Origin of the sequence: Hyalangium gracile, from assembly GCF_020103725.1 — a bacterium.
GTDB classification, from domain to species: domain Bacteria; phylum Myxococcota; class Myxococcia; order Myxococcales; family Myxococcaceae; genus Hyalangium; species Hyalangium gracile.
In genome coordinates this window covers 280,109-302,384 of sequence record NZ_JAHXBG010000012.1, presented here as the reverse complement: position 1 = coordinate 302,384, position 22,276 = coordinate 280,109, and the positions used below count along the sequence as shown (strand labels likewise).

Annotated in this window: 16 protein-coding genes; 6 read left to right on the top strand and 10 right to left on the bottom strand. The window is 69.2% G+C overall.

Annotated features, from left to right (window positions below; genetic code table 11):
• Positions 1-67: 67 nt before the first annotated feature.
• From KY572_RS25265 to pnuC, 4 genes are all read right to left on the bottom strand, one after another.
• Positions 68-1,948 carry a serine/threonine protein kinase gene (locus tag KY572_RS25265; protein ID WP_224245553.1) on the bottom strand — a complete coding sequence of 627 codons (1,881 nt, stop codon included), beginning with the start codon at positions 1,946-1,948 and terminating at the stop codon, positions 68-70.
• 117 nt (positions 1,949-2,065) lie between these two features.
• Complete coding sequence (locus KY572_RS25260) at positions 2,066-3,847, bottom strand: hypothetical protein (RefSeq protein ID WP_224245520.1); 1,782 nt, start codon at positions 3,845-3,847, stop codon at positions 2,066-2,068.
• Positions 3,848-3,901: 54 nt separating this feature from the next.
• Positions 3,902-4,888, bottom strand: coding sequence for an AAA family ATPase (locus KY572_RS25255; protein WP_224245519.1), 987 nt, complete (start codon positions 4,886-4,888; stop codon positions 3,902-3,904).
• Positions 4,885-5,538: a nicotinamide riboside transporter PnuC gene (pnuC, locus tag KY572_RS25250; protein WP_224245518.1), complete on the bottom strand. Its 654-nt coding sequence runs from the start codon at positions 5,536-5,538 to the stop codon at positions 4,885-4,887. The genes KY572_RS25255 and pnuC overlap by 4 nt, the downstream gene beginning before the upstream one ends.
• 255 nt (positions 5,539-5,793) lie before the next feature.
• Here pnuC and KY572_RS25245 point away from each other — a divergent pair, with 255 nt between their 5' ends.
• From KY572_RS25245 to lnt, 3 genes are read left to right on the top strand one after another with little or no spacing between them, the layout of a single operon-like run.
• Entirely contained in the window at positions 5,794-6,792 is a 999-nt protein-coding gene (locus KY572_RS25245) for a hypothetical protein (protein ID WP_224245517.1), read from the top strand.
• A 15-nt stretch (positions 6,793-6,807) separates the two neighbouring features.
• Positions 6,808-7,980 (top strand): exonuclease/endonuclease/phosphatase family protein, encoded by a 1,173-nt coding sequence (locus KY572_RS25240; RefSeq protein ID WP_224245516.1) that lies wholly within the window; start codon positions 6,808-6,810, stop codon positions 7,978-7,980.
• Positions 7,974-9,437: an apolipoprotein N-acyltransferase gene (lnt, locus tag KY572_RS25235; protein ID WP_224245515.1), complete on the top strand. Its 1,464-nt coding sequence runs from the start codon at positions 7,974-7,976 to the stop codon at positions 9,435-9,437. The genes KY572_RS25240 and lnt overlap by 7 nt, the downstream gene beginning before the upstream one ends.
• Before the next feature lie 132 nt (positions 9,438-9,569).
• On the opposite strand, the gene KY572_RS25230 is transcribed toward lnt, so the two are convergent.
• The 3 genes from KY572_RS25230 to KY572_RS25220 form a co-directional block, all read right to left on the bottom strand.
• A complete protein-coding gene (locus KY572_RS25230) occupies positions 9,570-10,100 on the bottom strand; it encodes a macro domain-containing protein (RefSeq protein WP_224245514.1) in 531 nt (176 codons plus the stop codon).
• A gap of 173 nt (positions 10,101-10,273) precedes the next feature.
• Positions 10,274-12,265 (bottom strand): glycoside hydrolase family 55 protein, encoded by a 1,992-nt coding sequence (locus KY572_RS25225; RefSeq protein ID WP_224245513.1) that lies wholly within the window; start codon positions 12,263-12,265, stop codon positions 10,274-10,276.
• 183 nt (positions 12,266-12,448) lie between these two features.
• On the bottom strand, positions 12,449-14,263 hold the full coding sequence (locus KY572_RS25220) for an AAA family ATPase (protein WP_224245512.1): 1,815 nt from the start codon (positions 14,261-14,263) through the stop codon (positions 12,449-12,451).
• Between the two features lie 299 nt (positions 14,264-14,562).
• Between KY572_RS25220 and KY572_RS25215 the strand changes: the two genes are divergently transcribed.
• Complete coding sequence (locus KY572_RS25215; protein WP_224245511.1) at positions 14,563-16,491, top strand: TolB-like translocation protein; 1,929 nt, start codon at positions 14,563-14,565, stop codon at positions 16,489-16,491.
• Here KY572_RS25215 and KY572_RS25210 read toward each other — a convergent pair.
• Together KY572_RS25210 and KY572_RS25205 are read right to left on the bottom strand one after the other, a co-directional pair.
• Entirely contained in the window at positions 16,472-17,914 is a 1,443-nt protein-coding gene (locus KY572_RS25210; RefSeq protein ID WP_224245510.1) for a sensor histidine kinase, read from the bottom strand. The genes KY572_RS25215 and KY572_RS25210 overlap by 20 nt on opposite strands.
• A complete protein-coding gene (locus tag KY572_RS25205; RefSeq protein WP_224245509.1) occupies positions 17,911-18,630 on the bottom strand; it encodes a response regulator transcription factor in 720 nt (239 codons plus the stop codon). The genes KY572_RS25210 and KY572_RS25205 overlap by 4 nt, the downstream gene beginning before the upstream one ends.
• 278 nt (positions 18,631-18,908) lie before the next feature.
• Here KY572_RS25205 and KY572_RS25200 point away from each other — a divergent pair, with 278 nt between their 5' ends.
• Together KY572_RS25200 and KY572_RS25195 are read left to right on the top strand one after the other, a co-directional pair.
• Complete coding sequence (locus KY572_RS25200; RefSeq protein ID WP_224245508.1) at positions 18,909-20,027, top strand: MbnP family protein; 1,119 nt, start codon at positions 18,909-18,911, stop codon at positions 20,025-20,027.
• Positions 20,021-21,112, top strand: coding sequence for a cytochrome-c peroxidase (locus tag KY572_RS25195; RefSeq protein WP_224245507.1), 1,092 nt, complete (start codon positions 20,021-20,023; stop codon positions 21,110-21,112). The genes KY572_RS25200 and KY572_RS25195 overlap by 7 nt, the downstream gene beginning before the upstream one ends.
• Before the next feature lie 3 nt (positions 21,113-21,115).
• On the opposite strand, the gene KY572_RS25190 is transcribed toward KY572_RS25195, so the two are convergent.
• Complete coding sequence (locus KY572_RS25190; protein WP_224245506.1) at positions 21,116-22,267, bottom strand: methanobactin export MATE transporter MbnM; 1,152 nt, start codon at positions 22,265-22,267, stop codon at positions 21,116-21,118.
• Positions 22,268-22,276: the final 9 nt, after the last annotated feature.

Sequence of the window (22,276 nt, the reverse complement as noted above, 5' to 3'; positions counted from 1 at the left end):
AGCCCGAGCATCAGCGCCACCAGGAGCGCCAGCCTGGAATGGCTTCGATACATCGGACCGCCCTGCGCTATCGCTTCAGCTTCACGTCGAACTTGCACAGCCGCTCCTCTGCCTTGGCCTCGCATTCCGTGAAGTAGATCTTGCCCGTGGGGGTGTGCTGGAGCTTGAGGAGGTGCCACCCCTCATAGACGTCCACCTCCCCGCTCCCCTCGAGCGGTTGCCCATCCAGCAGCAGGACCTTCATGTCATTGGGTTTGCCTCGAACCAGGACCTTCGCACGCTGGATGGGGAAGAAGATCGTGGGATACCTACCAGCCACGAGGCGTACGCTCTTCACCTGATTGAACTGCTTCCCCTCTTCCTCTCCATCAATCTCAATCCTGTGGAACCCCGGCTTCAGGCTCCCTTCCCAGGGCGTAGGGCCCTTCCGGGTACCGTCGATCCAGACCTGAGCGGGAAGACTGGCATCCACTCTCAGCAGAACCAGCTTCGCAGTCCCGGAGGTGGACACATCGGCCGGGGGCGCCGGCTGTGTCACCGGCGTCTCCGAGCGTCCTTCGGCGCCATCAGAAGGCTCGGCTGGCGGCGCCACAGGAAGGGCTCGAGGCTCAGGCAGCGAGGGCTCAACAGCCGGGGCGACCGGTGGCTCTGGAAGAGGCTCCCGCGCCGCCACGGAAGCGGAGTCCTCGCTGGAGCGCTCCGGCGTCGAGAAAGAAGCGAACGACACACCTGCCAGGATCACGAGCAGGCCCACGGCCAGCGCCACGGGCCAATGCCAGCGCGACCGGGAGACGAGCCGCAGCACCTCCTCGACCTCCGCGTCCTCGCGAGACGCGGGGGTGATGCGAGAGCGCTCCAGCGGCTCCGTCGGGCCTTCCGTCTCCGGAGCGGGAAGCGCCTCCGGCTCGGCCCTTAAAGGAAGCAGCGCCGCGATGGGAGGACCAGCCCTCTGAGGCCGGGTGAGCCCATGGGAGACCGGCCGTCCCGTGCTCAACGCCACCCCGGAGATATCCTTCGACGGACGGCGCTTGGGTGAGGCCTCCACCGCGAACAGGGCCTTGACCAGCTCGGCAATCTGGAGCGCTCCGACGGGCTCGCTGCACTGAAAGAGGAAGCGCTCGAGATCCACCTGCATCTGGCGGCAGCTGCTGTAGCGCGCCTCTCGATCCTTGTGGAGCGCCCGTCCCAGGACATGCACCAGGGGCGCAGGCACGCCCGAGCGCAACGTCCGGATGTCCGGCGGAGGCTCCTGGACGATGAGCTGCGCGAGCACGGCCTCTGACTCGGCCACGAAGGGCTTGCGGCCCGCGATCAGCTCATAGAGCACCACCCCGAGGGCATAGATGTCCGCCCGCAGGTCGATCGGCGTCCCCAGCAGATACTCCGGAGGCATGTACGCCAGCTTCCCCTTGAGCACGCCGGTGCGGGTCTGCTGCCCCACGTTGGCCGCCTTGGCGATGCCAAAGTCGACCACCTTCACGCCCCCCGTCTTCGACACGAGGATGTTGTCGGTGCTGATGTCGCGGTGGATGAAGCCGATGGACTGTCCGCTCTGGGGCTCCACCAATTCGTGGGCGTAGGCCAGCCCCTCGCAGGCCAGGGAGACGATGCGGGTGATGAGCGGATAGGAGATGGGAGTGCCGCGCTGGAGCGCCCTCTTCGAGAGCGTCCTCAGGTCGAGCCCTTCCACGTACTCCATGGCGATGAAGTACGAGTCCTCCTGCTCTCCGAAGTCGAAGATCTGGACGACGTTGCCGTGGTTGAGGCGCGCCGCCAGCTTGGCCTCGGACAGGAACATCTCCACGAACTGAGGGTCCTCGGCCAGGTGGGGCAGGATGCGCTTGACCACCAGCTCCTTCTCGAAGCCCATGGGTCCAGCGGCCTTGGCCAGGAACACCTCGGCCATCCCACCGGTCGCCAGCCTGCGCACGAGCTGGTACTTGCCCATCTGCTCCAAACGGCCTCCCTCCGCGGAGAACTCAGCTCCGCGGGCGGGATCACTCCACGATCAATGCGCCCTGGGGTCACTGCTCCTGGAGGCGTATGGCGCGCGCGCCGAGCGCCACTACCAGCTCACCGAGTCCACGTAGAGCGGCCCCGTCCACGCGGCATCGGTGAAGATCTCCAGGCCCAGCTCGTGGAACGGAGACACCGCGCCCGCCGGAATGGGCAGGGTGACGGTGTTCCAGGTGCCGGCCTTCAAGGACGTGGTCGCGATCCACGACCCACTCCACTTCCACCCACCAGCGGCTCCCTGCAACACGTAGGGTTGGAGCGCGCTGATGCGGCTGCCGCTGGGGAACCAGACGCGGAAGGACACCGTCCGTCCCGCAGGCACCGAGGCTCCCGACACGTAGACCTTGGACATCCCCTTCGGCGCGCCGGCCACCTTCACCTCCAGGGAGCGGCTCCCCTGGAAGGCTCGGGTAGTGGAGCTGGCGACGCCTTGGATGAGAGGCCCCCAGCGCGTCCATCCCTGGTTGCCTCTCTCGAACTGGTACGCGGCCACGCCAGGAGACGGGGTGGGAGCAGGAGCAGGCACCGGCGTAGGAGCAGGCGCTGGCGCGGAGGGAGGCGGCGGCGAAGGAGCAGGTCCCGTCCCGCCTGTCGCACCAGAACCCGATGCGGGGATGGACAGTCCACCCGCCTTCAGGAAGGCGCCCGCGCGGCTCTTCATGAAGAGCTGCCCGTCCTTGTACACGTCATTCGTGTACGAGCTCTGCCGCCCCTCGCCCTTGCCGAAGAGCAGGGCGATGACTCCGCTGTTGGCGAACTTCTGCCGGTGCGCGGCGCCGTTGGGGCCGAAGAAGTACTCGGTCCGGTTGTCGCGATAGCCCTCGCGCGGAGCGTTGCGCTTGTTGTCCACGTCCAGGTGGTTCGAGTTCCCCAGCGGGATCTGCCACAGCACCCAGCGCTTGCCCGACGTCACGTTCCACAGGCGCAGCCACTCCGCGTACCGGTTGAAGCTCTTGGACGCAACCGGAGCCGAGTCGCTCGCGTCCCACCAGCGGTCCTGGTTGGCGGTGCGCTTGTAGAACTCCGCGTCACGGTCCAGCGGATCTCCCACCAGCACGTCCCACGTGGCGCCCGTGACGTTGGGCGCCAGCCCGAGCGGCTTGAGGAAGGTGTGGACCTTCGTCACCTCGGGCTGCAGTGGCTGGGTGACGGAGAAGTGCGCCAGATCCCCCTCTCCTGCCCAGGCGGAGACGTGGATGCCCAGGATGACGTTGCTGGCCCCCACCGCCTTGCGCAGCTGGAGGAACGCGAGCCCCCAGCCCGCCACGGTGTTCGGCAGCTTGCTCAGCTCCGGCAGTCCGGTGCTGGCCACCGCTGCGGCCGCGGCCGGGTTGCCCTGCGTCTGCTTCTGGAGCAGCCCGAAGCCATCCGCCTCCACGAGCACCAGCACCGGCTTCCCGAACTCGCGGGCCCGCTGCATGAGCGCCTTGAAGTCGGAGAAGTAGCTCCGCATGGTGGAGACGTTTCGGACCTTGGCGAGGAACTGGTCCTCGCCGCCGCCGGGCTCTCCGTTGATCTGGTAGTACTGGATGGCGGGCAGGAAACCCTGGGACTGGCACTCCTGGAGGAACTGCAGCCCCCACTGGCCGTTGCCGGGGCCATAGCCCCAGTTGTCGATCCAGCCCTTGACGAAGTAGCGGTAGCGCACGTCCCACGGCACCCCGCTGCTCTTCATCCACGTCTGCCCGGTGTCCTCGAAGAGCCCCACCAGCAGGCGCGCGGGCAGGCCCGCGGGGATGGAGCCCGAGACCGGGGCCACCTGGGCCGCCTTGCCGGTCTTGTGGAGCTCCGCCGCGGGAGTCTCACCGATCAGGCCGGGCCCGTATGCCACGAGCGCCGTGAGTGCAATCGAAGCAAGAATGCGCGGATGCTAACCCGAACGGACTCATAGATCGAAGGGCTTGCGAAGAACCGCCTCGATTGCCCGCTTCGCCTCTCGCACGCGCGCCTCGAGCGGCCCTCTCAGGCGGACCGTCTCCACCCCCGTCTTCGCCAGCTCCTCCACGAAGCGCCCGTGCATCCAGTCCCGGATGCGCTCCCCGTCGCGCCAGCCATCCTGCACGAAGGGAAAGTCCGGCTCGCACAGCAGGTACAGCGCGACCGAGTCCGCGCGGCCGATGGCGTCCACGCGCTCGTCTCGATGTCCCAGGTACCGCTCGTGCCACAGGCCCGTCGCGAACGCGTTGGTGTCGCAGATGAGCACCTTGTTCGCGCTCCGCGCCGCGAGCTCCTCCCGCTGCTGCTGCCGCGAGGCGATCGTCACGAACTCCTCGCTGCTCCATCCCGGCAGCGGGCCGTCCATCGAGAGCCCCGCCACCTTCGCCTCCCAGTACTCGCGGCCGTACTCCGGCACCCAGGCGGTCTCGAACTCCCGCGCGAGCAACGCCGCGAGCGTCGTCTTGCCGGTCGACTCGGCCCCGCTCAGCACCACCCGCCGCACGAACCAGGCCCTCACGCACGGCTCGAGGAAGTCCAGGTGGCTCAGCGGCTCCCGCCGGACCAGGGTGCCCGACACGGGAACCGTCTGCCGGAGGCGATCCACCATCACGTGCCGGCACCCCAGGTGCTCGGCGAACCCGGGGCCGTAGTCCTCGCTGGTGAACACCACGTCCGGGGACCGCCCGAGGTACTCGCGCGTGAACTTCGCCCACTGCTCGGAGTCGTTCTCCAGCTCATCCGGCACGAGGTGGATCTCGCAGTCCGGGTGGATCTCCTCGAGCCATCGCTTGCGCACCTCGCCCGGGATCTTCTGCGTCACATGGTGCGGCAGCAGCACGACCAGCCGATCCACCTGCCTCCGAGCGGTGTCGATGAGGTGCTTGTGCCCTCGGTGCGGCGGATAGAACTTGCCGACGACGAAGCCCAGGGTCATGCCCGTGCTCCTGGCAGAGGCGGCGCCTGCACCGCTCCCACAGGCCCCATCGCGAACCGCGCCCGCCACTCCAGCCAGCCCATCGTCGCCATCCCGAGGAACACGACGTAGAGGATCGCCGTGAGGTACAGCTCCTTGTACGCGTACAGCGGGATGTAGAGCACGTCGACGACGATCCAGCACCACCAGGTCTCCAGGCGCTTGCGGTTGAGCAGCCACTGCGCCGCCAGGGAGAGGGCCGTCGTCCCGGCGTCAGCGAGCGGCACCGTGCCCGGGATGCGCCGCAGGTACAGCGTCATGCCGACCGTGAACAGCAGGCCCAGGCTCGCCACGAGCAGCGCTTCGGGAGCTCGGACGCGAGAGATCCGCAGCTCCGTTCGGTTCGCTCCGCCGAAGAGCCACATCCACCAGCCGATCGCGCTCAGGACGAAGTACACCACCTGCAGCCCCGCGTCCGCGTAGAGCCGGGCGTTGATGAAGACGAACAGGAACACCGCCACGTTGATCATGCTGATGGGGAAGCTCCAGACGCTCTCCTTGACCGTCAGCCAGACGCACAGCGCTCCGGTGATGAAGGCGCCAACCTCGAGCCACGACGCCTTGCCCCGCGACTGCATGAAGAGCGCCAGTGCGGTGGCGGCTACCGTCAACCCCAGGAGAATCCATGAGTCCCTGCGCAGCCCCATGGGGCGAGAGGTTACGACAGCGCCTCCTGGCCAACGTGGACATCCAGATGATGGGCGGGGCCCTACCATTGTCACTCCTGGTGAAAGCCTCTAGGTTTGCTTTTCATGGAAAAGCGGCGTGTCCCACGTCGAGCCTGGGGGCTCGTGGCCTGTGCGGTGCTCTCGGGCGGCGCGCTCTGGGCGTACCGCGCGCGCTCTCCTGCCGTGGAAGCTGCATCCGTGGCTGCCTCGGCCCGCGTGACCGAGGGTGAACCCACGGCGCGGACGCTCCAGCCGGTGACGGAGGCCGCGCCCTCGAGCCCCCGCCCCGCCACCGCCGCGGCGCTGCCGGAGGCGAGAGAGATCCAGGCGCGGCTCCTGGCGGCACGGGTCCGAAACTCCCTGGAGCGGTCCTGGCGCCGCGTCTCGGCCCAGGGGGACTTCTCCCTGGCTCCAGGCCGCATCCTCCAGAGCCTGCTCGACCGGCGCTGCGGACTCGTGGAGCGGCACGCCGAGGAGCTACGCGCCTGGAGCCAGCAGCTCGGGCTCGAGGGCACTCGTGGAGCCGAGCTGTGCCGCGGCCTGCTGTTTGCCTCGCTTCGAGAGCGCCTTGCCCTGCCGGACGACGTCACTCCCGAGTTCCTCTGGAGCCGGCTGGAGCAGGTGGATGCGGCGTACGAGCGGCTCGTCGTGCAGGAGGCCTCCTCATCGAGCGAGCGAGGCTACTTCGCCGCCCTCGAGCGCTTCCGCGAGGAGCGTCGGCGCCTCCTGGGCCCGGAGCTGGACGCGCGCCTCTTCGGGCTCTCGGATGACGTGCTCCTGCTGCCCTCGAGGGTGGACACGCTCCTGGGCAGCCCGGGAGCCTCCGTCGAACAGAACGTGGCCACCTGGCAGGCCGAGCTGCGGCGCATCGAGCGCGAGCATGGCGTGCGGCTCTCGGAGGTGATGGAGCCGGTGGAGCTGGCCCGGCAGGAGCTGCGGCTGCGCGAGTCCTCCGGCCCGCTGGATGAGGCGGCACGTCGCGCCGTGCTGGAGCGTCAGGCTGGAGCGGAAGCGGCCTCGAGGGAGCTCGCGTTCCGCCACGAGCAACGGGAGCGCGCCGAGCGCCTGAGCGCCTTCAACGCGGAGCGGGAGCAGCTCCTGGCGAAGCTGCGCGGCGAGGGGCTCACCCCGGAGCAGCTCCTCGAGCGCATGCCCGAGATCGATCGAAGTCTCTTCGAGAAGTACCACCTGCAGTAATCACAGGAGGCCGCGATGAAGCTCCGCCGGCTCGTACCGCGCTGTTCCCCTCTTCCAACCGTGCTGGTGCTGGCCCTGGCCAGTGCCGCCCGGGCGGACTCGCCCCCCGCGTTCGATGCCAACTACGCGAGCCACCCCAAGGCCTGGTACGACGCCGTGAGCGAGTCGGACTACTTCAACCCGTCGCTCACGCGCTCCTGGCAGGTCAACGAGACGTGCGACGACACGGGCGCGTTCTCGGTGGCCACCTACAACATCTTCCACAACGTCCCCTTCGTGGTCGACTTCGGGGACGAGATGGAGCAGAGCCTCGGCAAGGTGAGCAAGTGCGCCGACGTGCTGATGTTCCAGGAGGCCTGGGACTATGACGATCTCATCCAGGACGGGCCCAAGGCGGACCTGGCGGCGCGCGGCTACAGCATGCTCACGCCGAGCGGCTACTACTGCGACGACTCGCTGGAGGGCGCCATCGAGAACGACTGCAGCGGGCTGGTGCTCTTCCACAAGAGCGGGACGACGCTGGTGAGGGAGCTGCCCTTCCAGGCCTTCACGGACGTGAACGGCGTGGACGTGCACAAGGAGAAGGGCGTCTGGGGCGCCATCTTCGCCAAGGCAGGGCGCTACTACTACGTGTTCACCACGCACTTCACCTACGGCAGCAACAGCCACATGGATGGGGACTCGGCGTCGGACACCTCGCGCATCTCCAACATGAAGCAGTCGCTGGCCTACATCCGCGCGCAGGTGAGCGCGAACCGGGCCAGCTACCCGCCCGCCTCGGTGCTCTTCGGCGGAGACTTCAACGCGGACTTCACCAGCGCCCTGGCGAGCACCAAGGGCCACCAGCTCCTGGTGCAGGCGGTGGCGGACGGCTCCTTCTCGGAGCCCCATGCCTACCGGCAGGCGGGGGCCGTGATGGGCACCTATGAGACGGCGACCTTCCAGTCCAACTGGGTGGGCGCCTCGGTGGACAGCGGCCCCAATGGCATGGCCACGGGCCTGAAGGCGGACTTCGACACGGTGCTGCTGGGCAAGCCCGCCGCGTTCGGCACCTGCCAGGCGACGGTGCTCGGGTACAGCGGGTGGGCGCCCGCGTGGAAGACGCTGGATGGCGCCCAGCGGCTCTGGCCCTACTACACGCACTCGGACCACTACGGCCGCTGGATCAAGGTGAAGCCCGGTTGCTGACCGCGCTGAGCGCTCGCTGGAGCTCACTGCCCGAGCCGTGGAAGCCGTACGTGCTCGCTGGCGTGGGAGGCCTGCTGGTGGGGGCCTCCGCGCACCTGCTGTGGGTGTTCCCCGCCAACGTGCTCGGGCTCGTCGCCGGCTTCGCGTGCTACTTCCGCGCGCTGGCGAGGTGCCCCGCGCCGCGCGTGGGCCTTCGAGCAGGCGCGGTGTTCGGCGTGACGCTGGCGGCGAGCACCCTGTACTGGATCACCGACGTCCTCTATGTGCTGACTCCCACCGAGCGCATCGTCGGCGGCGGCGTGGTGGGCGGCTTCCTGCTGCTGATCGCGCTGCCGTACGGGCTGTGGGGGTGGGCCTCGAGCAGGCTGTCCCGAAGTGCCCTGGCACCCTGGCTGCCCGTGCTCCACGCGCCAGGGCTGGTGCTCACCCAGGCGCTCATCCACGACGCGTGGCTCGGCTTCCCCTGGCTGCACTACGGCTACTGGATGGCGCTCGGGCCGCTCGGACACTGGCTGGCGGTCCTCGGCGCCCAGGGGGCGGGGCTGCTCCCGCTGTGGGTGGCGGCGGGCCTCGGGCTCTGGAGCCAGACACCGAGGGCGGTCCCCATCGCCGGGATGGCGGCGGCACTGCTCGGCCTCGGCCTCTTGCTGCCCACGCGATGGACGACTCCCGCCGACGTCCACGCCGTCACGATCGCCACCGTCACCCTTCCCTCCGCTGGGCCAGGAGACAGCGTGCGGGATGATCTCTCGCTGCTCTCCCAGTACGTGGCGGCCACTCGCGAGGCTCGAGCGGACTGGGTCGTCTGGCCTGAGTCCGTCATCCGCGACGGTGGGGCGAACCTCCAGCCTCTCGCCGAGGTGCTCGGGCCCCAGGGCGGCCCTGTCTTCGCGGGAGCGTTGCTGCCGGCGCCAGCGGCGGGTCGCTACAACGCCCTCGTCGAGCTGCGCGGCGGCCAGCCCGTCTACTACAAGCAGAAGCTCGTCCCGTTCTCCGAGTACGTTCCCAGCTCGCTGCTGCGCTCCCTGTTCGCCGCGCTCGAGCTCAACACGCTGAAGACGAACGTGAGCGCGTGGCGGCCCCCCCAGCGCGCCTTCGAGGCGAGCGGCGCCTCCGTACGCCCGCTGCTCTGCTACGAGGTCGCCTTCACCGAGCTGGTAACCCCGGACGAGCGCCCTCAGGTGCTGCTCAACGCCGGCAACGAGCACTGGTTCCGCCGGGCGCTCCTCCACCGGATGACGCTGGCCATGGGGGTGGCGCGATCGCGGGAGTATGGCCTGCCGCTGGTGCGTGCGGTGACGGAGGGCCACAGCGGCACGTTCGATCCGGACACGGCCGCCTGGAGCGAGACGACGACGGCGGCGGGCCCGGCCATGCTGCACCGCGCCCGGATGACGCCTCGGCCCGCAACCACGCCGTACAGCCGCTGGCGCCGCCTGTGGTCCCCACCTCCCTGAGCCGGCACCGCCATGAACGACGACGGGCCAGCGAGAGGCCGGGGCTCCTGCCCGGTTCTCACTGGCCCGCCTGGGTTGGTCGACCGCCGTCCGGGAAGCCCGCCGTGGCCTCCCGGACGCGCAAGGTGTTCGTCAGCGCGCCTCGGGGCGCATGGTTTGCGCGAAGCCCTGAGGGGAGAGGGGCTCCACGGCCTGCTGATTCGCCCGGTAGGTGCTGTAGACGATGACCGGGATGCCGGCCGTCCCCAGGTGGGTGTGGATGAGGGGGAGGACGTCCTTCCAGTCCAGGCCGCCGACGCCGGTGGCCAGGCGCGGCAAGGCGATGCTGGTGAGCTTCTCCTCCTGGGCGATGCGCCGCAGCTCGCGCAGGGCGTGGTTGACGGACTCCAGGCGCGCCCGGCCCGGCCGGCCCTTCTCTCCCGGCGCCGCGTCCTGCGTCATGAGGTTGATGATGCGCTGGCCCGTGCTGGCCCCCCACACCCAGGCCTGCCCGGGCTGGGGATGGTGCGAGTGCGAGTAGTGCCGGAAGTCCTTCAGCATGGCCGGCCAGCGATCCCTCAGCGCCAGCGCCAGCCCCTGGTCGAAGGGGTCTCCCGGCGCGATGCCGTGTGCGATGGCCTGAGCCTTGGACAGCAGGATGTCGCCCGTAACCTCGTGAATCACATGTGCCTCCGTCGTGAGATGACGAGGCTTGGGATTGCAGACCCCGTGCCAGCCCATCGCCCGGGTAACTGTCCCGGCACGAACCTCCCCCCCAGTCCTCCCCTGCCCCCTGAAGCACAAGGAGCCTCAGCAGGGCCCTCCCCCCAGAAGGGCCCTGCCGCGCGCAGCCGGGCCTACTGCTCCTGGACGCTGCTCGAGAGCGGCTGCTCGTCCTCGGCGGAGAGCACGGTGCTGATGAACGCGGCGGCGGCGGAGTACTTCGTCTTCGCGCTGCTGTAGAGCGCGCAGTTGTTGCCGCTGGGAGCCTCCGCGGCCGTGAAGTCACTGGTCACCGTCCCGCGAATGTCGCGGACGTGGATGGGATAGTTGTTGCTGGTCAGATCATCCTTCTTGTAGGTGAGGCTCAGGGAGCCATCGTTGTTGATGATCATGGGCGCGGTCCCCTGTCCACTGTTCGGATAGAAGAAGCCGCCGAGCAGCTCGACCCAGCCTCCGTTGTTCACCAGCAGGGAGCCATGCTCGCCCTCCGTCTTGTAGCCGAGGATCCATAGCTGGCCCTTGTTGTTGGTGATGTGGTTGGTCGTCTCATCCCCGTGGAACTCGATGTTCAGCTGGCGGGCCCAGACCCTCTGGGGCGTCGTGATGTTGAGCGGCGAGGGGCCGATGACGTCCTCGAGATAGAGATTGCCCGTTCCCTTGGAGGTGTTGGTGTAGGTCCCCTCGATGTCGCTGTTGGCGATGACGAGCGTCTTGATGCTGTTGTGCTGCACATCCCCGTTCACCCGCAGGTTCTGGAGGACCGTGAAGTCCGGCCCTCCGCCGTCGAAGCGGAACAGGGGCGCACCGTCAGGGAAGTCGCTCGTCTTGCCGATGTAGGCGCCCAGGCCGATGAGCTTCCGGATCGACCCTCGCAGCACGATGGTGTTGGACACGTAGTAGCTGCCCTGTGGCAGGTAGACGATGGGCAGGTTCTCGTCGATGGCCCTCTGGATGGCGCCCAGAGCGTCCTCCTCCGTGGAGCCCTTGCTCTTCACGTTGATCCACTGGGTGAGGTCCGTGGTGTTGAACTCCGGCGTGTCCCTCACCTGCAGGTGGATGGCGCCCGGGATGGAGTCCGCGAACTCCTTGTGCTCACCGAACGACTTGTACTCGGCCACCGTCACCGTCGCGCTACCACCGGCGACATCCCGGTTGTTGGCGCCGTTGTCCTGGATGACCATGCCGTAGCCGGTGCTCTTCACGTTGCGGGCGTAGAGCTTGCCCGAGCTGGTGATCGCGCTGACGCTCGAGGCCCCGCCCGTGAAGACGCCGTCGAGCAGCACCGCGTGCGCCCGGCTGGAGTTCAGGTGCAGCACGGGCACGGAGTTGGTGCTCGTCAGCCCCCGGATGACCGCCGTGTTGGTGCCCACGTAGAGCCCGTAGCCGCGCTGGTTCTGGAGCGTGATCTTCTCGAACGTCATGCCGAACTGGGCGTGGTTGTCCATGGAGATGCCCCGCTCGAAGCCCACCACGGTCACGTTCTTGATGAGGCCAGGGCCGGGCCACTGGCGATCCATCTTGATGCCCGTATGCCCGACTCGGTTGGCGTCCAGCGACTTCACGGTGACGTTGAAGATGCCGCCCCGGTTGTTCACCAGGAAGTCGATCCCCACGGCACCCGGGTTGTCGGCGCCCACCTCGACGGTGAGGTTGCGGATGTAGTGGCGGAAGGCCTCGTTGCCTTCGCCCGCGGGGAAGTCGGCGGGGAAGCCCCCGTGCTCCGAGCCCGTCAGGAGCACCGCCTTCGGAGTCGCGGCGGTCGTGTAGCCCGGCGTCGCGCTGGGAAGGCGCAGGATGGTCCCCGCCTGGCTCTCGCCCTGCAGGAAGAGCCCCGAGCGGAAGCCGTGCCACGTCGTCGTGTTGGTGACGGCGCTCTTGAGGGTATCGGTGATCTTATAGATGCCGTTGGGCACGTAGATGATGTTCTGGGCACCGTACCGGCCGCTGGCGCTCAGGGCGGCGTTGATCGCGTTCTTGAAGGCCTGGGTGTCATCCGTCACGCCATCGCCCTTGGCGCCGTAGCGCTGCACGTTGAACACGGGCGCGTCGTCCGGGAACTTCACTTCCGTGACGGCGGCCGCGGGCGCGGGCGCCGCGAACGCCCCCAGGAAACTCAGCGAGAGCATCGAGCCGAGGGTCACCTGGCGGAAGAACCGTGAAGCTTGGCGGAAGGGAGGCGGGAGAGGGCGAGAGTTCACGAGAGGGGGTCCTTGCATTCCCGGCAGGCCATTCCTGCGCGGAGGACTGCCTCGTAGCAGGGGAGCATGACTGGGGAATGACTGTGAAGGCAGGTCTCGCCGCAATACATGCTAATTCAGGACTCCCCGGCACCGGGCGAGCCTGGATGCCAGCAGCTCACGGATCGCCGAGGGAAGCTCGGCCAGGACGCTCTCGCCCACGAGATCGTGGCTGAACCAGCCCCCTCGCACGAGCGCGGCCTCTTCCAGCTCCTGCCAGACGGCCATCAGCCGCTCCGGCGGCGTCTCCATCGCCGCGGCGGCCTGCTCCACACTGACGTCGGCCTGGGCGACGGCGAGCACCTGCGCCAGCCGGAGCGCCTCGGGAGACAGCCGCGCCAGGCGCTTCTGGATGAGGGCCTTGACCCTTCCCGGGGCCGAGAGCACCGCGGGCACGCCTCCGTCGAGGCCTCCGGACTCGATGAGGTGCTTGGCCGTCTCCACGATGAACAGCGGGTTGCCGCCGGTGTAGCGGGTGATGTCTTCGGAGATGTCCTCCAGCGCGGGGACGTTCATGCCGCGCAGCAGCCGCTGCACCGCCTCGGGACCGAGCGGATCGAGCTGGATCCACTCCGCCTGCCCGGCATCGGCGACCTGCCGCATGCGCTCGCCCTTCCAGAGGGTCTCGTCGATGCGCTCGCTGCCGACGAACAGGGGGAAGCGCCGGGCGACGACCTCCTCCCGGAGCTCCGCCATGATGTAGAAGCTGAGCTCGCTGCTCCCCGGGTCGCTGTACTGGGCGTCGTCATAGGCGATGACGTCCATGTCGCTCACCGTCTGGCGCAGCAGGTGGATGACGGCCGCGAAGAAGCGCGTCTTCTCTTCCGGAGGGGGCGGCAGGGGCAGCGGCTCCTCTCCCAGCTCCGGCAGCAGCCGCGACAGCTCGCGCCGCACCCAGCCCTCCAGCACCAGCCCCGGCTTCTGCCGCAGCAGCGTGCGCGCGCTCCGGGCGTGGGTGGCGTAGGGAACGTCGAAGTCTCCCGGACGGGCCGTCAGCAGCAACCAGCGGCCTCGGGAGCGGGCGAACTCCGCCATCAGCCGGGACTTGCCCACGCCCGGCGGTCCCATCACGAACATGGGCTGGCGCACCTCCCAGGCCCGCTCCATCCGCGCCCACTCCCGCTCGCGGCCCGCCAGGATGGGGGGGTGCACCACCGAGAGTGGCAGGGCCCGTCGTGACGGGGGATGGCTGAGCGGCGGGGGGAGCGCCTTCTCGAGTTCCCGGGCGAGCTGGCGCGTCTCCTCCGAGGGGCTGAGCCCCAGCTCGCGCCGCAGCACCTCCTCGCACTGCCGCCAGACCTGCAGCGCGGTGCTCCGGTCTCCCAGCCGGTGGTGCAGGCGCATGAGGTGCCGGAACGCCTCCTCGGAGGTGGGCTCCAGCTGGAGCAGCTGCTGGGCCAGCTCCAGCGCCGTGGACAGCTGGCCTTCGCGCTCCTCCCTCAGCACCCGCGCTCCCAGCGCGCGCTGCTGCAGGACCAGCACGCGCGAGCGAGCCGTGGCCAGCCAGTCCTCCAGCGCCTCGCAGCCGTCGTAGCTCAGCCCCGCGAGCAGCGGGCCGACCTTGCTCTTCATCCACGCCGGCTCTCCGCGCAGGAGCGAGCGCAGGTCCACGAGCAGGGTGTCGGACAGCCGCAAGGTGTCGCGGCCCTCGATGCCCGCCTCTCCCGTCAGCTCGCGCAGACGCCGCACCACCTGGGACAGGTTGTTGCGCGCGGTCATCTCTCGAGAGTCAGGCCAGAACAGGCCGGCGAGGATGGGGCGCGACGTCTCACCTTCGAGCGCCAGATAGGCCAGCAGGGCCGCCGTCTTCTTCTCCAGCGACCGCGTCTCACCTTGCTCCGCGCGGATGCGCGCTCCACCCAGGAGTTCGATGCGTATTGCGCCCAAGCGCTCCAAGTCTATGCCCGACTCGAGGCTGACGGAGTCACTCCTTCTGGATGCAACCTGATTTCATCTCGGGCTTGAATTTTCCCGAGCCGCCACCCTGGCCGGTGGCTCTCGGCCTGTCCGCGGACATCTGCTGAAATACGCGAGACATTCCCACGTCGCCTCGTGGCTGCACCCTGTGCAGGCCCCTTGGGATTCGCGACTCCGCGACTCCTGGCATCTCCGAACCGGGGCCCTCTCACGGGAGAAGACACATGAGCCGATCGCAACCGAGAACCATTGGAGGAGCACGTCCCTGCTTGCCAGGTACGCCTGCACCGTGGCACCTGGCAGCCCTCCTGACCCTGCTGGCCCTTCCGGCCACGGCGGGCGAGCCCCCTCCGTTGGAGCCCATCGAAGTCGAGCAGGAGATCCCGGTGCCACCGGAGGTCTCCGCGTCCGACTACGCCGCGCGGCTGCTGCCGGATGCGCGGCATGTCCTCCTGACGTTCCGGCAGGCGGATGGCCTGTCCCAGCTGGCCACCCTGAGGCGGGATGGCGGCGGGTTTCAATGCCTGACGTGTGGCCTGGAGCTCTCCTCGAGAGGGGCCCTCGGGGATGTCGCCCCCTTCCAGGACATGCGGAGGCTGATGATCAGCACCCAGGAAGCGCCGGCCGGTGTCGAGGCCTTGCGCCCTCTCTTCGGCAAGGGTGACATCCAGGCGTACATCCTGGAGTGTGCCCCCAGCCTCCTCGACTGCCAGCAGCGCGCGATGCTGCCAGTCCGCCACCCCGCCGACGGCTTTCTCCAGGGCGTCCAGAACCGGGAGCACCGCCTCTTCCCAGATGACAGGCACGTGCTGTGGACGGAAGTGGGAGTGCTCGATGGGCCCCGGATGATCCTGGGCCAGCTGGTCCGCCACGCGAGCGAGTACGTCGTCATCGAGCCGCGTGTCTTCAATCCTCCGTATCAGCTCGGCGAGGGCCCCGAGGGCTGGACGCTCGGCGGGCGCCACTTCGAGGCCAACGAGATCGGCCTCGGGGGCCGCACGGTGATGTATCAGTCCCAAGGCTCGGCGCTGAACGGAGACGTCTTCGAGTTCGACCTGGCCACCGGCCTCCACCGGCGTGTCACCCATCACCTGGACTACAGCGAGCTGAGCTTCCCCTCTCCCGATGGGACACGCCTGGCCTACACCTCCGCCAGGGGACTGGAGCGCACGAACGTCTTCACGCAGGTGGTCCGGCCCTCTCTCATCGACATGGTGGCCTGGTCCCAGCTCGGCCGGCTGGCGCTCTGGAACAACCGCCAGTGCCTCAACGAGATGTGGCTGATGGATCGCCAGGGCGAGCGCGGCACCTACGGCGGACAGCCGCTCCTGCTGGAGGAGGGCTGGACGCTGGCGCGCAAGTTCGATTGGTTCCCGGATGGGACCCGGGCGCTCATCAAGGAGGAGCGCGTGGGAGGCAAGGGGAAACCGGGAACCTGGCAGCGGCTGCGCATCCTCCGGTTCCCCGCTCGGGCCCCCACCCCACCCGTTCCCATCGTGGACATCTCCACGCTCGAGCTGGAACGCACGACGGTGCCCTACGACGCGTATACCGGCCTGGCCGCGCGTCAGGTGCCAGGTCGAACCATCCACGGCCAGCACTCTGGAACGGCCACCCTCACCTTCCTGGGGAGCTTCTCGGGCGGGAGCTGGCGGGTGCGCTACAGCGACTATTCGGATGATGGGGAGAGCTTCCTGAGCGGGACGGAGTCGCTGACCACGCCCTCCCCCATCCTGCTGGGCCGCTGGGAGGCCGACCTGACGGTGCGAGGCAGGAACACCGGCTTCCTGCGCGGCACCCTCACCCTCCTGGGAGCGCTGGCGGAGCACGAGCGCATCCCGTTCCAGGGCCAGGTGGTGAGTGAGGTGAACGGACACCGGCTGGAGGGTGTGCCGACCCAGGACTCCTGCCCGCTCACACCCCAGCCGCCGCTCGAGCTGCTGGAGGCCCGCGCCACCGGCTCCACCGCCGGGTGGGCCGAGGTGACGGTGCGAGTGGCGGCGCGAGTGGCGGATGACCCGACGGCAAGGCCGGTGCTCGGCGCCACCGTCTCCATCGCAGGCAGGGAGGTGGAGACGAACGCGGAGGGCGTGGCGCTTCTGGCCCTCCCCGCCACGCCCGGAGAGGTGCTGCACCTCAGCGCGCGCGCGGGCAGCTTCAAGCCAACCGCGGCGGCTGTCACCGTCGACTCGCCCTGACCTCCGCCGCGGGGCCGGTCCCCTCGAGGCGGGGGGGGCCGGCCGCCTCCCGCGTCACGGCGCCATCCACGGGCAGGCGCAGCCTCGCGAGCAGTCCTGTCTCGGAGCGACGCTCCAACACGAGGCTGCCTCCATGGGCCTCGGCGACGCGACGCGCGAGCGTGAGCCCCAGGCCCACTCCGCCGGTATCGCGCGCCCGGCTGCGGTCACTTCGAAAGAAGGGAGTGAAGAGATGCGGCACATCCTGCTCTCCGACGCCAATCCCCTCGTCCATGACCACCACCTCCAGGCACCCCGCGCGCACCTGGGCCCGCAGGGCAACCTCCGTCCCCGGCTCGGAGTACTTGCCCGCGTTGTCGAGCAGGTTGTCGAGCACACGACGCAAGAGCACCGGATCCGCCCGCAGGACGGGCAACGGCCCTTCCTCGCTCACCGACAGCCGGTGGTTCGGGCGCGCGGAGCGGAAGCGTTCCGCGGCCCTGTCCAGCAGCTCCCGGGCCTCCACCGGCTCCCGGCGCAGGGGCGGCGTGGCCCCGGTGGCGGCGCCATGGGAGAGCTCGAGCCGCGCCATGGTCAGCACGTCTCCCACCAGGCGCTCCAGCTCGACGAGGTCCCCCGCGATGTCCGCGAGCGCCTCCCGGGCCTCGGCCGCGTCGCCCTCGGCGGCCAGATCCAGGGCCACGCGGATGCGAGACAGCGGGGTGCGCAGCTCATGCGACACATTGGCGATCAGCTCCTTCTGGGAGCGCAGCAGCCGAGTGATGCGCTCGGCCATCTCGTCGAAGGCCTCGGCCACCAGGCCCAGCTCGTCACGCCGATGCAGCCCCGTGCGCGACTCCAGGGCCCCCGCTCCGAAGCGCCGGGCCGTCGTCACCAGCCGCTCCAAGGGCGCAACCAGCGTGCGAGCCATGAGCAGCGACATCAACGCCGTGCAGACGAGCACGATGAAGCCCAGGAGCACCAGCCGCTCCGGAGTCGCCGCCCGTCGGGGCAGGGTGACCAGGGCGTAGGCGCTCAGGGCCCCCTGCTCTGGAATCGCCACCCCGACCGTGGCTGTCGCATCGACCGTGAGCACCCGCTCCCGCTCGAGCCTCGCCACGGCGGCCGCGTGCAGCGGGGCGTGGGGTACGTCGACGTTGCTTGCCAGCAGCGCTCCCCGGGCGTCACGCAGGGTGATGCGTGCGCCCAGCCGCTGGCGGGCCCGTGCGGCCCCCTCCTCGAATCCCGGAGAGGCATGGAGCAGCGGAGCCAGCTCCAGGGCCAGATGAGAGGCCTGCCGCTGCACCTCCCGCTGATCGGGCGGCGGCAGCAGGAGGTTCCTCGCCAGGGTGAGCGCGCCCATGATGAGCGAGAAGTGCAGCACGCCGATGAGATAGATGCGCGGCAACAGCCGGTGGTACCAGGCCGCGGGACGCTCGCTCATGGCTCCTCCCCCGCCACCAGCACGTAGCCCGCGCCGCGCACCGTCTTGAGGAGCCGGGGCTGGCGCGGGTTCTCCTCGAGCTTCTGGCGGATGCGGAAGATGTGCACGTCGACCGAGCGATCGAACACCTCCTCCGCGCTGCCCCTGGCGAGCTCCAGGAGCTTCTCGCGCGTGAGCACCTGCCCGGCCCGCTCGGCCAGCACGCGCAGCAGGGAGAACTCGTGGGAGGTGATGCTCAGGGGCCTTCCGTCCAGGTTGGCCTGGAAGCCGCGCGTGTCGAGCGTCAGCCGGCCCACGCGCAGCGTGCCCTGCTCCGGCCCCGCCTTGCCCCGAGCCCGGCGGACCTGAGCGTGGATCCGCGCCAGCAGCTCTCTCGAGGAGAAGGGCTTGGACAGGTAGTCGTCCGCGCCGAGCTCCAGGCCGAGGACGCGGTCGGCCTCTTCATCCCGGGCCGTCACCATGATGATCGGCACGTGCGAGCGCTGCCTCAGCTCCCGACACACCTCCAGCCCATCACGGCCCGGGAGCATGATGTCCAGCAGGACGACGTCGAAAGGACGGCGCGCCGTCTCGACCAGGGCCTCCGGTCCCGAGCGGACCACGATGGTGGTGACGCCTCGTTGTTCCAGGTAGCGGGCCGTCAGTCGAGCCAGCTTCTCATCATCCTCGACCAGGAGCGCCTGGAGTGGCTCCTCGCGAGTGGCGGACGCGGTCATGCTTCATCTCGTTGTCAGGAGGGAACGCTGCCGGGGACGGCAGGAGCCCGCGGCCTAACACGCGCGCATGTCAGGCCTGCCTCCGCGAGATGACGAAATATTTCCGGCCTGGCGCGGGCCACCCTTCCTCCCAGGCTCGGCCTTTCGTAACGGAGTTGTAAATTTCATCTCCAGGGAAACACCTCGATTCCAGCGACACGCTCGATGGCACGGTGACGCTGTAGCAAGCGATTAGCCGTGGCGAGGTCGCCGGAGACCTCGTTAACAATGGCGCCACCATGACCATCCCCCTCACGACGCCGAGTTTCTCCATCGGCCGCGCGCTTCTGTTCGCGGCATTGATCTTCACCGTCGTTCCCGCCTGCGGAGAGAGCGAGACCACCGATCCCGCGCTCACCGCCGAAGAGAAGCAGCGCCTCGAGCAGCACGTCTCGGAGCTGGAAGGCCGCGTGCGCGAGCTGGAGGCCCAGGTCGCGCGGCAGCAGCAGGACGCCAACGCCTCGCAGGAGGAGAAGGCGGAGATGACCGCGCAGATGGACTCGCTGCGCACGCAGCTGGCCGAGGCGAAGGCCCTGCTGGCGAGCCAGGACTGGCAGGGCGTGCTCGTGCAGCTCGACAAGGCGAAGGCGGAGATCTCCGCCCTCGAGACGCGCATCGCGGGCCTGGACGGCAGCCTGGAGCTCTCCGCGGCGCTGAGCTTCGGCGGCGCGCCGTTCGCGCTGGATCAGCAGTACACCACCGCGGCCGGAGAGAAGGTCACCTTCACCGAGCTGCGCTACTGGCTGTCCAACATCAAGCTCATCAAGCAGGACGGCACCGCGGTGCCGCTGCCCGACAGCTACTACCTGATGGAGGTCATCAAGGAGCAGGCCATCGAGGGCGGCTCCGAGTCCGGCCCGTCTCGGCCGAAGCTCCCCGCCAACCGTCGCGAGCAGCTGAGCGTGTCCTCGGTGCCCGCCGGCGTCTACACCGCCATCGAGTTCAGCGTGGGCGTGGATCCCACCCACAACGACGACCTGAGCCTGCAGGCGGGAGAGCTGCACATGCTCCGGAACATGACCACGCTGACCTGGATGTGGTTCACCAGCTACATCTTCACCAAGACCAAGGGTGAGTTCATCGCCACGGACGGCAGCACCGGCACCTTCGCGTGGGAGACGGGCACCAACGCCGACTACCGCACCACGCGGCAGACCTTCACCACGCCGGTCACCGTGAGCGCGAAGAAGCGCCTGAGCGTGAACCTGCGCGCGGACGTGTCCCGCCTCTTCGGTGAGCTCAGCCCCGCCACCACCCCCACCATCAACGCCGGGCAGGCCGCCGCTCGCGCGACGCTGTCCAACGGCTTCAAGGACATGTTCTCGGTGGTGTCGGTGGAGAATCCGAATCGGTGGTGAGCCCTCGCGCGCTCCGGCGAGCGGTCGCCGGGCTCCTGCTGCCCGTCCTGCTGGGCGCGTGCGGCGAGGAGCCCGGAGGACCGCCGCTTCACCCTGGGGAGGATGAGCCCGGCCCGCGGCACCTGCCGGCGGGCTTCTCCTCCCTTCCAACGCCTCAGGGAAATCCCCTCACGCCCGAGGGGGTCGCCTTGGGGCGGTGGTTGTTTCATTCCCCCTCGCTCTCGAGCACCGGGCAGGTCTCCTGCGCCAGCTGTCACGACCAGGCGCGTGCCTTCTCGGATGACGCGGCCCTGTCGCGGCGCGGGGTGACGGGCCAGCCGCTCGCGCGGCACACCCCGCCGCTCGTCAACCTCGCCTGGGTGGGAGAGCTCTTCTGGGACGGGGGCATGAAGAACCTCGAGTCCCTCTCGCTCGCGCCCCTCACCCACCCCGACGAGCTGGGCCAGGCCGACCTCCCCGCGCTGATGGAGCGGCTGGCGGCGCAGCCCGAGGCGGTGAGGCGCTTCGAGGCGGCCTTCGGGCCTGGCGGGCTGTCGCTGAGCAACCTCCTGCGGGCGCTCGCCCAGTTCCAGCGGACGCTGGTGTCCGCGGACTCGCGCTACGATCGCTGGCGGCGCGGTGAGCCGGGCGAGGCGCTGAGCGCCCAGGAAGAGGCCGGGCTCGCGCTCGTGCAGCGGCACTGCGCGCCGTGCCACGGCACGGAGCTCTTCACGGACAACGCCTTCCACAACAACGGCCTGGACTCCCGGTTCGGCTCGGACACGGAGGTGACGCGGGGACGAGGCCGCATCACCCTGAGCACCGAGGATGACGGGCGCTACAAGACTCCCACGCTGCGGAACGTGACTCGCTCGGCGCCCTACATGCACGACGGGCGCCTGGCCACGCTCGACGCGGTGCTGGAGCACTACCGCCACGGCATGGTGCCGTCGGCCACGCTGGATCCGCTCTTCCAGCGCGGCGACGGCGCTCCAGGCCTGAGCCTGGAGGACGGTGAGAAGGCCGCCATCCTCGCCTTTCTCGAGGCGCTGACGGACGAGTCCTTCCTCACCGACTCCAGGCTGGGGCCACCCGAGCCCGAGTAGGGCTCAGGGCTTCGCGAAGGGATCCGAGAAGCGAGGATCGCTCAGGAACTCCGTGTCGGTGAGGGCCTCCAGGAAGGCGAGGAGGTCCGCCCGCTCCTCCTGCGTCAGCGTGAAGCCTCGCACGAAGCCGCTCTGCAGCGGGCTCAGCTGGCCTCCCTGGATCATGCGCGCCCGGCCTCCGGCGGCGTAGTGGTCGATCACCTCGGAGAGCGTCGCGATGCTGCCGTCATGCATGTAGGGGGCCGTGACGGCGACATTGCGCAGCGAGGAGGCGCGGAAGCGCCCCATGTCCGAGTCCTTCCCCGTCAGCTCGATGACCCCCGGATCCACGGTGGGGTAGGCCCCCTCCCCGTCCTCGTTGTAGAGGCCGGTGTTGTGGAAGGCCTGGACGGGCGTGTCGGTGAGCACGGAGGCCGACGCATCCATGAAGTTGAAGCCGGAGTGGCAGTGGTTGCACTCCAGGCGCTCGGACATGAAGAGCTCCATGCCACGCTTCGCCGACTCCGAGAGGGCGTTCGACTCCCCCCGGTAGACGTAGCGGTCGTACGGGGAGTTGCCGGAGAGCAGCGCGCGCTGGAAGGAGGCCAGGGCGTGCGTGATGGAGGACAGGACCACGGGCTCGGCCTTCTGGGGGAAGGCCTCCGCGAAGCGGCCGACGAGCTCCGCGTCTCCGCGCAGGCGCTCGAGCAGCTCCTCCTCCCGATCCGCGAACCCCAGCTCCACCGGCTCGGTGCCAAACAGCGGCGTCAGGGCCTGGAGCTCCAGCGTGGTCAGGGAGGGGTTCGCCCAGGTGAGGCTCGTGGCATAGGCGACGTTGGCCAACCCCTGGGCATTGCGACGGTGGATCTGCCCGGTGCTGCCCTCGGCATTCTTCAGGCCATCCGTGAAGGCCAGGGACTGCAGGTGGCACGAGCCGCAGGACTGGGTGCCGTTGAGCGACAGGCGATTGTCATAGAAGAGGCGCCGGCCGAGCTCCACCTTCGCCTCCGTCATCGGGTTGTCCGCCGGAACCCGGGGCTTGGGGAAGCCCACGGGAAGCCGCCACTCGTAGGTGTCCGGCACCGGCTCATGCTCATGCTCCGAGTCTCCGCAGCCCGAGCCCAGCCAGGCCATCGCCACCAGCACTCCCGTCCACCGATGCGTGTGTGAAGTCATGGCGCTCAC

Coding starts and splice junctions, on each gene's coding strand:
- KY572_RS25265 (WP_224245553.1), bottom strand. CDS start 1,948: ATGGGCAAGTACCAGCTCGTGCGCAGGCTGGCGACCGGTGGGATGGCC.
- KY572_RS25255 (WP_224245519.1), bottom strand. CDS start 4,888: ATGACCCTGGGCTTCGTCGTCGGCAAGTTCTATCCGCCGCACCGAGGG.
- KY572_RS25240 (WP_224245516.1), top strand. CDS start 6,808: ATGAAGCTCCGCCGGCTCGTACCGCGCTGTTCCCCTCTTCCAACCGTG.
- KY572_RS25225 (WP_224245513.1), bottom strand. CDS start 12,265: ATGCTCTCGCTGAGTTTCCTGGGGGCGTTCGCGGCGCCCGCGCCCGCG.
- KY572_RS25210 (WP_224245510.1), bottom strand. CDS start 17,914: ATGAGCGAGCGTCCCGCGGCCTGGTACCACCGGCTGTTGCCGCGCATC.
- KY572_RS25205 (WP_224245509.1), bottom strand. CDS start 18,630: ATGACCGCGTCCGCCACTCGCGAGGAGCCACTCCAGGCGCTCCTGGTC.
- KY572_RS25200 (WP_224245508.1), top strand. CDS start 18,909: ATGACCATCCCCCTCACGACGCCGAGTTTCTCCATCGGCCGCGCGCTT.
- KY572_RS25190 (WP_224245506.1), bottom strand. CDS start 22,267: ATGACTTCACACACGCATCGGTGGACGGGAGTGCTGGTGGCGATGGCC.